The organism is Herbivorax alkaliphila, assembly GCF_030848475.1.
Classification (GTDB): domain Bacteria; phylum Bacillota; class Clostridia; order Acetivibrionales; family Acetivibrionaceae; genus Herbivorax.
On sequence record NZ_JAVDDS010000018.1, the window covers coordinates 1 to 12,872 of the forward strand.

General features: G+C 27.8%; 10 protein-coding genes. All 10 read left to right on the forward strand.

The annotated features are described in order from the left end of the window. On the forward strand, positions 1-513 hold a 513-nt coding region (locus RBH29_RS08185), incomplete at its 5' end, for a tyrosine-type recombinase/integrase (protein ID WP_306696297.1). Next, on the forward strand, positions 500-1,522 hold the full coding sequence (locus RBH29_RS08190; protein ID WP_306696299.1) for a tyrosine-type recombinase/integrase: 1,023 nt from the start codon (positions 500-502) through the stop codon (positions 1,520-1,522). The genes RBH29_RS08185 and RBH29_RS08190, both read left to right, overlap by 14 nt. 36 nt (positions 1,523-1,558) lie before the next feature. Further along, positions 1,559-2,644, forward strand: coding sequence for an AMP-binding protein (locus RBH29_RS08195; protein WP_306696300.1), 1,086 nt, complete (start codon positions 1,559-1,561; stop codon positions 2,642-2,644). Positions 2,645-2,673: 29 nt separating this feature from the next. Next, the gene (locus RBH29_RS08200) at positions 2,674-4,086 is read left to right on the forward strand and encodes a radical SAM/SPASM domain-containing protein (RefSeq protein WP_306696301.1); all 1,413 of its coding nucleotides are present in this window, start codon (positions 2,674-2,676) and stop codon (positions 4,084-4,086) included. 48 nt (positions 4,087-4,134) lie between these two features. Then, positions 4,135-4,317, forward strand: coding sequence for a hypothetical protein (locus RBH29_RS08205; protein WP_306696302.1), 183 nt, complete (start codon positions 4,135-4,137; stop codon positions 4,315-4,317). An 864-nt stretch (positions 4,318-5,181) separates the two neighbouring features. Then, positions 5,182-6,555, forward strand: coding sequence for a radical SAM/SPASM domain-containing protein (locus RBH29_RS08210; RefSeq protein ID WP_306696303.1), 1,374 nt, complete (start codon positions 5,182-5,184; stop codon positions 6,553-6,555). A gap of 26 nt (positions 6,556-6,581) precedes the next feature. Further along, the gene (locus tag RBH29_RS08215; RefSeq protein ID WP_306696304.1) at positions 6,582-8,399 is read left to right on the forward strand and encodes an ABC transporter ATP-binding protein; all 1,818 of its coding nucleotides are present in this window, start codon (positions 6,582-6,584) and stop codon (positions 8,397-8,399) included. Positions 8,400-8,440: 41 nt separating this feature from the next. After that, on the forward strand, positions 8,441-10,951 hold the full coding sequence (locus RBH29_RS08220) for an ABC transporter permease (protein WP_306696305.1): 2,511 nt from the start codon (positions 8,441-8,443) through the stop codon (positions 10,949-10,951). Positions 10,952-11,045: 94 nt separating this feature from the next. Then, the gene (locus RBH29_RS08225) at positions 11,046-11,723 is read left to right on the forward strand and encodes an ABC transporter ATP-binding protein (protein ID WP_306696306.1); all 678 of its coding nucleotides are present in this window, start codon (positions 11,046-11,048) and stop codon (positions 11,721-11,723) included. Then, complete coding sequence (locus RBH29_RS08230) at positions 11,720-12,793, forward strand: HlyD family secretion protein (protein ID WP_306696307.1); 1,074 nt, start codon at positions 11,720-11,722, stop codon at positions 12,791-12,793. Before RBH29_RS08225 ends, RBH29_RS08230 begins: the two co-directional genes overlap by 4 nt. Positions 12,794-12,872 lie beyond the last annotated feature (79 nt).

The window sequence follows — 12,872 nt, forward strand, 5'->3', positions numbered from 1 at the left end:
TCAGAAGCAGTAAAATTAAAAAAAGGCGACGTCGACTTTAAAAAAGGTACTCTATTTATTCAACATACAAAGTTTAATAAGCAACGCATTATTCCAATAGCAGATAGTTTGTTACAACGATGTAGGGTGTATTATATTGACGTTGTTATTGCCAATCCCGACAATCTATTTTTCTTTCCATCTCCGTATGGTGGGCAATTAGACACAAGCACAGTTTATAGCTGGTTTAGGAATATTCTATGGCAAGCAGGTATTGCTCATACCGGGAAGGGACCACGCTTACATGATGTTCGGCATCTATATGCCGTTACCTGTCTAAAAAACTGGGTTCGCCAAGGTAGAGACTTAACAAATTGTCTTGCATACTTGTCAGTCTATCTCGGACATGAGGACATTCGCGGCAGTCAACGATATCTTAGAATGACATCTGAATTATATCCTGATATTGTTAAAGCAGTTGAATCTGGTTGTGGCTGGGTCATTCCGGAGGTGAGTCAAAATGAAACAAACTAATTTTGCTAGGATTACAACAAAATATTTTTCTGATTTTCTTATTAGTCAACGTAATGTTAGTACTAATACAATAAAGTCCTATAGAAACACATTTCGGCAATTACTTACATATATGCGCGATGAAAAATATATTCACCTGGAAAGACTTGAATTCAAAGACATTAGAGCTCAAACCGTTGTTGAATTTCTTTTATGGTTAGAAAAAAACAATCAAATCAGTATCAGTACTAGAAATCAGCGACTTGCTGCAATACATAGTTTCTACAGGTATGCACAAGCAGAATATCCCGATGACTTATTTGAAATGCAAAAAATACTTAATATCCCATTTAAAAAGAAACCTCGGCCAGCAATCAGTTACCTTACTAAAGAAGAAATGAAACTGCTTTTTGATCAACCCGATGTTAAAAATCGTAGAGATCGTCGGAATCTTGCTCTAATGGCAATCTTGTATGATACTGGTGCTCGTGTACAAGAATTGATTGACCTTTGTGTTAAAGATATCAGACTTCATTCTCCTGCAACAGTTACATTGACAGGTAAAGGCAAAAAGACAAGATGTGTTCCAATCATAGGCAATACAGTAAACTTGGTATCCAGGTATATGAACGACTTCAATTTAAAGAGTAATGGTAGGCAACAATCTTCTCTTTTCTCTAATAGCAGGGGCCAAAAGTTTACACGGCCTGGCATTTGCTATATATTGAACAAATATTTTAATCAAGCTAAAAAGAATTATCCGGAAATTATGCAATCTGATAGAATTCATCCACATATGATTCGCCATGCAAAGGCTGTTCATATGCTGGAATCTGGCATAAACTTAATCTATATTAGAGATTTTTTAGGTCATGTGAGCATAACAACAACTGAAATATATTTAAAGACAGAAACCGAATTAAAGCGGTCTGTTCTTGAACGAAATTACCCGAATGTAGTGACACAGGATATCCCCGAATGGAAAGAAGATACAGAATTACTTCAATGGTTAAATGATTTTTGCCGCTAATTGTGATATTATCGAAAGATGTCGGGGCTAAGTTCATTGATTTATATAAGTTACGGTCCCTTTTCTTTCGATAAGCAAATACTTTCGATAATTGTTGGAGTACTGCTTACCGGTATATGTAAAGCGATACCAGTAATGTTGTTTTCACCTAAACAGTTCATAAGAAAACCAAGTCAGTGGTTGCATTACATTAATGATTATAGGGCCACTCTTTCAGCAGCTAACAATTTTGCTTTTAATTATTGTGTTAAAAGAATACGAGATACTGATGTTCAAGGAATTGACTTATCGTCTTGGAGAATTTGTTTTAATGGTTCAGAACATATTAGTGCAAAGATAATTGAGGAATTTAACGAGAAATTTACAAATATAGGTTTTGATGAAAAGGCAATGCTACCTTGCTATGGGCTTGCCGAAGCTACTCTGGCAGTTACGATATCAGATAAAGATGCTAAACCAAATGTATTTTCATTTGATAGTAAAGCAATGTATGAAGATTGTTTAGCTAAGGAATGCCAAGATAAAAGTAAGAATTCTATTAAGTTAGTTTCACTTGGTAATGTTGATTCTAATACGGAGATAAAGATAGAAAAAAGTTGTGGAGAAGAAGCGGAAGAAGGAAAGATAGGGGAAATAATTATAAAAGGTAAATCACTATTTTCTAATTATTTAAATAGTAAAGATGAATGTTTGAGAGATGGTTGGTTTGCAACAGGCGATTTAGGTTTTATATATAAAAATAATTTATTTATAACAGGCAGGAAAAAAGATTTAATAATTATCAATGGGAGGCATTATTTACCAAGTGAAATTGAAAAAACAGTTATAAATAAAGAATATGCAGGAATAAAAGCATGTGTTGCATTTAGTGTTTATGAACTAAACAATGAAGATGAAAAACTTGCATTGGTAATTGAGACAGTAATATCCAAAGAAGACCTATTACTAGATATAATAAAAAAGATAAAAAACAATATATTTGAAGAGGTTGGGGTTAGAGTAAAATATATTTTTGCCACAAGAAAAATTGAGCGAACAATAAATGGTAAGGTGAGAAGACAGGATTGCAAGTTAAAATACACAAATATGATTAACAAAAAATTAAAAAGTAAACAAAATTAAATTAAAGCTTTTATTGGAGGGGGATGTACATGATAGTTACTAAATATTTAATAAAACATCGTTTAAAACCGGATAATAATCTAATAATAAATACTTTATCTGGTGCTGTTGATGTTATTGATGATAAAACTTGTAGCTTTATTAATGAAGGAAAAGTACCTAAAGATGATGGAATTGTAGGTATGTTAAAAGAAAGAGGCTATTTATACAAAAATAATGAAGAGGAAAAACAAAGATTTTTTAATCTGAAAAAAAATTATAAATTAAGAACTGATAAGTTTTTACCAAAAGAACAAGGAATAATTATTTGTCCGACATATAGTTGTAACTTAAGATGTCCATATTGTTTTCAAAGTCACGGTAGTATGCATGAAAATAAAAAAACAATGACAAAAGAACAAGTAGACCAAGCCATAGAAAAAATAGAGGAAAATATAATACCTAATTTAGGAAGGAAAGGTTATAGAGTAACTCTTTTTGGAGGAGAGCCTTTACAAAAACATACGTATGAAATTGTTGAATACATTTTAAAAAAGTTAAGTAAAAAGAATATTCGTGTAAACATAATAACTAATGGTGTGAACATTGGAATGTTTTGGGATGTGTTCAAGCTATATAAAAAAATAATTTCATTTCAAATAACATTAGATGGACCTTCTGATATACATGATAAAAGAAGGGTGTTATATAATAGGAAAGGGACATTTGATATTATAAAATCTAATATAGACAGATTAATAAAAGATGGTTTTAATGTAAAAGTTAGAGTCAATACTGATTTAGAAGTTATTGATAAATTACAAGAATTATTGGATCAATTTGTAGAAAAATCTTGGGTTAATTATAGTAATTTTAGAGCTCAATTATCACCTGTAAGTTCACATGGTGAAGATAATCCTACTTGTGCATGTTTACCCGAATTTGAAATACTTACTGCACTAATTGATAAATTTGAAGATATAGAATATCTGAAGGAAAGATATAAAACTATACTAGGTTCTGATATGTATAGAGTAGTAGGTCATTTATATAAAATCATTAATACAAAAATAGGAAAAGGTAGATTCAATCCGTATATTTGTTTTTGTGAAGCTGGGAGAGTAAGTTCAGTTGGAGTTGGTCCAGATGGTTTTATTTATGTATGTGGTGAGACTATAGGGAAAGAAAAATATGCTGTTGGGAAATATTGGCCTGAACTTGAATTATATGAAGATAAGCTAAATGATTGGAAAGACAGAACAATATTTGAGATTGATGAATGCGTAAATTGTAATATTTCCACATTATGTGGTGGAGGATGTCTATATGGAGCATTAAAACATAATGGACGTCCTAATGCACCTTATTGTGGTAGAACACGCGAAATAATAAATAAGTTTTTAAATGATAATACTGAAAAGTTTTTAAGTCTTGTAAGTACAAACAAACAAACAAATAATTAAAAAGTATTGGTTTTAGCGGTATATAAGAAATAAAAAAGGGGGATATAAATGAATTCTTTAAATAATACAAATGATTTATGGATTAATCTAGATGATGAAAGCAATGAAAATAACATGTGTTGTGATCAAGATTGTTGTGATCAAGATTGTTGTGATCAAGAGTCAGTGTGTTGTGATTTTTCGACGGCATGCTGTGATTTAGATGAAGCATGTTGTGATTATAGTAGCTAAATAAACACTTAAAAGGTAATAAAACAAGAAGTTCTAAAAATATTATAGGACATAAATATAAGTACTAATAGTACAAATAAAAATTTCTTATATACTGCTAAGTTTATTAAATAAAATTAATTTCTTAAAGTACTGCAATTTCTATCTTTGTCCCCAAAATAGAAATTATTAAAAATAAGATTATTACTGTTAATTATTTTGAGGGTAGACAAAAAATTTAAAAAAAATATGTTTTTAGTAAGATTAAAAAAGTATAAAAAGTAGAGATTTAATAGCAGTATATATAAATAAGTAAGTAAAGGGGTGTGAGGAGATAATGAATTCTTTAAATAATACAAATGATTTATGGATTAATCTAGATATTGAAAGCGATGAAAATAACATGTGTTGTGATCAAGAATGTTGTGATCAAGATTGTTGTGATCAAGATGCTTGTTGTGACTTTAGTATCTGTTGTGATTATAGTTAAAAGAATAGAGCTATTACTGTTAATAATTTTGAGATTAAACATAAAGGAAAATTCTTATGCAAAATTTCTGATGTGTTTTCAAATTTATTTGTTAAAGAAATACTTAAAACCATTTTAGAGGTATTTTATTATTTATACTTATATAAATTAAAAAATATATACTGCTATTTTTTAAAATATTCACCATATTGCTAAAAGTAAAAGATGAATTTTTGAAAAAAGAAAATTACGATAACCCAATCAAGAGAAAGCATAAATTAAGAGATATTAAAATAATTCTGTAGTTTATAATACATAATGTTGTAAAATGCAAGATTTTAAATAATATAAAAAAATAGAAACGATTAAATTTCAAGAATAAGGATGTAAATTCTTTTGAAGAAAGAGAGGAGAAAATGGTAACTACCAGATACTACATATATTACAAACTGGAAGAAAACAAATATATATTATTAAATACTTTAAGCGGGGCAATTGATATAGTTGAGAAAAATATAATTCAATATTTAAAAAATCCTAGCAAAGTTGATATAAATAAAGATTTTGTTGTAGCTTTAAAGGAAAGAGGATATATCATATCAAAAAATGAGGATTTAGATAAAATAAAAGATTTAATTAAAAATGCAAAATACAAATCTAAGACGGGAACGTTTGTTATTTGTCCAACATATATGTGTAATTTGAGGTGTAAATATTGTTTTGAGGGCATTGGCACGAGAACAAAAAGCAAGGTTTTAGAAGAAAAAGATGTAGATAAAATATTCAAAGCAATTGAAGAGGTTTGTAGTGAAAAAGATATAAAAAAACCTCAAATATTGTTATATGGAGGAGAGCCTTTTTTACCAAGTACAAAAGATATTGTTAGTTATATATTAAAAAAATCAAGGAATAAAGGGTACTTTGTTAGTGCGATATCAAATTCTACACATCTTTATCAATATAAAGATGAATTAAATGAATATAAAAACACTATTAAATCTATTCAAGTTACAATTGATGGTTCTAAAAATATTCATAATAAATATAGAGTCAAAGTTGATGGAAGTGGAACGTTTGATGAAATAACCAAAAGTGTAGATTTACTTTTGGCTATTGGGATTAGGGTTAACTTAAGAATTAATACAGGCAAAAATAATGTTAAATACTTATCAAATGTATTAGAGTTTATTGAACAAAAGAAATGGAATATATCTCCTTTGTTCAAATGTCAGATTGCACCTATTACAGATCATTTTTGTACTTTTAATTTACCGAATTGGATGCCAGAAAGTGAATTGCTTAAAGAAATATATGCAGCTGTTGAAGATGTAGAAAAAACAAAAGAAAAATTTCATATGTCTTTAGGAAAAGATATTGAAATAAGAACATCACTATTGAGGAGCATTTGGAGGGAGAAAAAAAAGAAAGTTATTAATCCGCAACCTTGTGCAGCAGGTAAACGAAAATATTATATATTTGGGGCAGAAGGAAATATTTATCCATGCCCAGAAACAGTTGGAATGGAAGAATATGCGATAGGAAGATATTTGCCGAGTTTGAAATTAGACCAAGAAGCCGAAAAATTATGGGAAAGAGACATAACCAATATAGACAAATGTAGAGAATGTAGTATTGCACCAATTTGTGGGACGGGTTGTACATGGGCTTGCATTGCCACAAATGGTAAAAATTTCAAAGAACCTGTATGTAATTTTGCTCGAGAAACTATTGATAGCTATTTTGAACTAAATAAACATAAAATTCTAAAACTATGTAAAAACTCAAAATAATATGTTTTTAAATGTTGGGGGATAAAATGAAAGCATTAGTTAATCCAATAAAATACATAAAAAAAATGATAAATACACTTTTGTTTAGCATAGATATAATATGGAAGGCAGTAGGTCCTCCGTTTATAGTTCAGCTGTTAATTTGTTTGCTAACTTCAGTTATTCCAATGCTTGGCCTTTGGTATGGAAAAAAGATAATAGATTTATTGAGTTTAACTATATTAAAAAATAATGATGAAAACTCTAGTATATTGATTTTATCTGGTTTAATTGGTGTAATGTTGTTTTTGGAATTAGCTAATATAATTTTGAAAAGAACAAATACATATTTTACAAATAAAAACAGTGATATTGTTGGATATTATATAAATAAAAAAATATTTAACAAAATTAATACACTTGATATTTCTTTTTTTGATTCACATACTTTTTATGATGATGTTTCTAATGTTAGAAGGGATTCAAATGCATTAAAGAAAATCGTTGATTCAATTGTAGTTTTTATACAATCAATTATTCAGTTTACTATTGCTATTATAGTGCTAAGTAATCTTGCATGGTATTTTTCTTTAATATTAGTTGTTTTAAGCGTGCCTTCAATTTTAGCTGAAAAAAAATTTGCAAAAGTCACATATAAATGGCAAAAAAAGAGGGTTCCAGAAGAACGGAAAATGTCATATATACAAAATGTATTAACGCATAAGTTTTTTGCTATTGATATAAGATTATTTAAATTATATAATGTATTTTTAGAGAGGTACTCAAATATATGGACTAAGTGGTTTAAAGAAAAAAGACAAATTGAATTTAAAAAATGGGCATATAAATCTGGTATGCAAATATTCCCTATATTAGGTGGTTTTTACATAATGTTTTATGCTGGGTATAGGATAATAAGGGGTACACTTACTATAGGAGATTTTAGTTTATATAATGGTGTATATAAAAATGTTATAAGTGCTATAAATAATTTGATGTTTGCGGTTGTAAAAATATATGATAATGAAATGAGAATAAATACATACAAGGACTTTTTTAATATTAAACCAAGATACATTTCATCTGGGTCTTTAAAACTAGAAGATATTTCAAAAATAGAGTTTAGAAATGTGTCTTTTGAATATCCTGATACTAACAAAAAAGTTTTAAAAAATGTTAGTTTTAAATTTGATATTAGAGAGAAAGTAGCTATAGTAGGGTGGAATGGTGCAGGAAAAACAACTTTAGTGAAATTACTATTAAGATTTTATGAACCAAATGAAGGGGTAATACTTGTTAATGGTATTGATGTTAGGAAGTACAATATTGAAAATTATAGAAGCAAATTCACTGCTATATTGCAAGATTACCCCAGATATGCTTTTAGTTTGAGGGAGAATATTACTATTTCTGATGTGAAAAATAGTGATAATTTAGAACGTATTAATGAAGCATGTAAAATAAGTGGAATTGAACAGGTGGTTAATTCAATGGAAGAAGGTCTAGATACTTATTTAACAAGACAATTTAGTGAAAAAGGGGAAGAATTGTCAGGGGGCAACTGGCAAAAAATTGCATTAGCAAGAGCGTTTTTTAGAGATACTAATATAGTTGTACTAGATGAACCAACAGCTTCTTTAGATCCAGAAGCAGAAAGTGTAATGTTAAAAAATTACTTTAAGGTTTGTAACAAAAAAGGTACTATAATCATTTCACATAGACTATCAAATATTATCGAAATGGACAAAATAATGGTTTTAGAAAACGGGAAGGTTGTTGAAGTCGGAAGACATGAAGAATTGATGAAAAATAATGGGCGATATGCATATTTATTCAAACTACAAGCGGAAAAATATACACAATAAAGTCAACAAAATTTTCATATATTTTAAATGGGAGTTTTTTAATGTATAAAAATAAATTAGCAGTTATTTTTAAATTTATAATTACTAATATTTTAGAAAAAAAATTTCGTACGCTATTGGTTATACTGTCAATTTCTATTTCAGCAGGATTGTTTATAGCGTCAAACTCTATAGCAGAGGCAGTTACCCAGATAAATTACAACAAGGTTGTTAATTATTCTGGAGATTCTGACATTATTATACATCCGAACAGATTATCACCAAGTGCTTTTTTTAGAATTGAAAATATGCAACAATTTCAAGATAAGTTTGAGTTTTCAGTTGGAATGATTGAATCAAATGCATATTATGAGCATAATGATGAAATTGTATTTTTAAATGTTAAAGCTATTTGTTTTGAGGATTTAAATATATTTAGTCCAGTTATTTTTGAGGATTTATGCGAGAATGAATCTTTCGAAGGTAAAAAATTGATAATAAGCAATAAAACTTCAAAAGATTATAATTTAGAGATTGGAGATTCAATTGACATAGAAATAAACAACAAAATTCAAAAATATACGATATACGGAGTGGCGAAGAAATCCAGTTTTTTTACTGATGAAAGACAGGAAAGATATGCAATCATTCCGTTAGAGACTATAGCAACATATAATAATGCAAAGGGAATGGTTAGTACAGCATATATTAAGCTTAAAGATTCTGTAGAAAAGAATGATATCATTAATAAATTAAGTGAAATCTATTCCAGATATACAGTAAGGGAAATGGTAATAAACAATCAACAAGAAACAAGAATGAATCAAGTGGAAACACAGTTATTAATGATGGTAATTGTTGTTTCGGCAATGAGTATATATATAATTTATTCTACCTTTAAGGTTATAAGCATAGAAAGAATGCCTAGTGTAGGTGTTTTGAGAAGTATTGGTGCTACAAAATCTAATGTTGCGAATATTTTAATAGGAGAAAGTCTTTTATATGGAATAATATCTGCATTTCTCGGAGTAGGTTTAAGTGCAGTTGCATTAAATATTATGTCTAGAACTATAATTGATTCAGGAAATGAAGTGATAAATATGACTGCTTTAACAGGATGGAATGTGTGGATAGGGATGATTTTTGCAATAGTTATTTCATTAATAAGTTCTATCATACCAATAATAAGAATATCTAGAATTTCGGTTAAAAACGTTATTTTGAATTTACAGGAAAATAAAAAGAGAAATAAAAGTAGAAGAAAATTTATAATTTTACTTCTGGTTTTTATTTTTAGTAATATAATTCCTAGATTTATATTTGGTGAATTAGCGATTTTTGGTAGTGTACTTTGCATGATTATGAATGTTATTTCAATTGCATTTTTAATTCCCTATATTATAAAGTATTTTAAAGTTATATTTGAATCTGTAATGAGATTTTGTTTTGGAAAAGAAGGCGGTCTTGCAATAAAAAATATTAGGGAAGATAAGGCTTTTTTAAATAATATTACTCTTATAGCAATTGGCGTTTGTAGTGTTTTGTTGATTATTACAATAAGTGACAATGTGATTGAGAACGAAAAGAGATTATATGAAGACTATGTTAATTTTGATATGCGTATATTTGCTAATGAAAGTGATAGAAATTTTAAAAATATGATAAGCAATATTGATGGCATAGAAGACACATATGGTGCATATGAACTTTATAAAGTTGAGTATTTGGAAAAAGGAGAGTATATTCATAATGTTATAGGTATTGATACATTTAATTATTTAGATTTCTGGAATGAAGATATTATTGGAGATTATGAATATTTATTTAAAGAGCTTAATTCGAGCAGAAATATTTTGCTTTCAAATGTATTAAGGAAAAGATATTCTTTAAATGAAGGAGATTATATATCCTTAAAGATGCCAAGAGGTTTAAAAAAATACAAAGTAATTGGTTTTTTTGAATCAGATTGGAAAAGTGGTGATTATGCTCTTATATCAAATAGGTTTTTTAGATTAGATTCTGGAAGCAGAAATTATTCTTATATATATGTTAAAACAGTAAATGATACTGAAAGTATAAAAAATACAATAAAGAATAATTTTATTAAACGTAAGCCGGTTATTACGACAGCAGAACAAATGAAGCAAAATGCAATAGATGGTAACAGAGAGACTTTTAATATGCTAAAAGCGTTTTCTTTATTAACGTTATTAATTGGCATTATTGGAATATTCAACAATGTTGTTATATGCTTAATGTCTAGAAGAAAATCATTGAGTTTATATTATTCTATTGGAATGAGTAAAATAGAAATTTTAAAAATGACATTGGTTGAAGCTTTTACAGGTGGGATTATAGGCGGTTTAGTCGGAGTAACTTCAGCATATTTGAATATTTTAATTTTACCGCAGGTATTTAAAGCAATGGATTTATCGGTGATAACAATTAGTAATGATATAATCAATTATTTATTTTCTATTATATGTAGCATTGTGATTGTTATGATTGCAGTTATTGTACCTGTTAAAAAAATAATGAATACAAATATTGTTCAAAATATTAAGCTTGAGTAGTAAAAATAATAAATATATAAAACACTGTTATAAATTTTAATCTAAAAAGTAAGTGTAAAATGTTAAAAAACTTTGTAAAGAAAGGGGGTTTTTAGTGAAGAAAATTATTGAAATAGTTGATTTATATAAATTTTATGGTAGTGGACAATTAGAAACAAAAGTATTGAATGGAATTAATGAAAATATTTATTTGGGCGAATTTGTATCTATAATGGGTCCTTCAGGAGCAGGTAAAAGTACATTACTTTATTTAATTGGAGCTTTAGATGATATTACATATGGAAATATAAATATAGATGGAAAAAACATAAGTGAAATGGAAGATAGAGAAAAAAGTGTTTTTAGAAGAGAAAATATTGGCTTCATATTTCAATTTTATAATCTTATGCCAAACTTAAGTGTTGAAGAAAATATAATGCTTCCAATTTTGTTAGATAACAAAAAATCAAAAGATTATCAAGAAAAAATGTATAATCTTTTAAATACAGTAGGTCTTTATAAAAGAAAGAAACATACCCCAAAAGAATTATCAGGAGGGGAACAACAAAGAGTTGCAATTTGCAGGTCATTAATTAATGATCCTGTAATTATTTTGGCTGATGAACCTACTGGAAATTTGGATAGTAAAACAGGAAAAAATGTGTTAAAATTAATGGAGAAAATAAACAAGGAAAAAGGTATCACTATTGTGCAAGTAACTCACTCAGAAGAGGCTGCCAGTTATAGCCAAAGGATACTGGAGATAAAAGATGGAAGGGTTGTGAAATCGTGAAAAAAATAAAGCTGATAATACTAAACATAACTATTATATTTTTAATATCAAGTTGTAGTCAGAATTCTACAGAAGTCACAAATATTAATAATACAAATGAAAATGAAAAAAGGATAATAAATACTTATGGTGTAGTTCAAGCAGAACATAAAGAAAGCATTGAAATAGACTTTCCTGCATTTATTGAAGAAATATATGTAGAAGAAGGGCAAGGGGTTGGGAAAAAAAGTGAATTATTTAAAATAAACAAATCTCATTTTGAAAGGCAAATTGATGAAAAGAAAAAAGAGAAGGAAAATATAAAAAGAACATTAATTTCAATTGAAGAAAAAATTAATATTAAGCAGGAATATATTGACACATATGGTAATAGTGAATTAGAAAAAATGAATCACAATTTAAAAAATGAAAAATTAATATTAGATGAATTGATTAGCGATAAAGAAAGCAAAAAAGATTTGCTAGATATAGGTGCTATACCAAAGACTGATTTAGATAAACTGGAAAAAGAAATTAATGAAAGAAAGAAAATAATTCAAGATATAATACTTGATAAAAAAAGTTTAAAATTAAATTTAGAAAATGAACTTAAAAATTTGAAAAATCAAATTATGGATTTGAAAAATGAATTATTTGAACTAGAAGGACGCTTAACAAAAACTAAAATTGACATTCAAATTATGAAGGAAAAACTGGAAAAAAACTTTTTGAATGAAGACAAGGTTGTTGCAAATTTTTCCAATGGATTAATTTATAATTTATCAATTAATGAAGGAGATTTTCTAAGCGGAGAAAAGCCTGCAGACACAATTGAAATTTTAGATATGGACAGTATGTACATAAAAGCAGATATTTCTGAGATTTTTATTAAAGATATTAAAGAAGGAATGAAAGTGAATATTATTACATTAGCAGATAGAACGAAAACATATAAAGGTAAAGTTGTTGATATTTCAGATATGGCTGTAAATAGAAATAATGATACGGTTATTCCAGTAAAAATTTCAATTGATGATAAAGATGATTTTTTATTAGTTGGTTTTAATGTTGATTTAGAAATAATGTTTTAAGAGATAAGACAAAAGAATCGTCCTCTTATTTCCATAATCATCTAGATGACCTGGGAACATTTGGGTGACACTCCCGTTT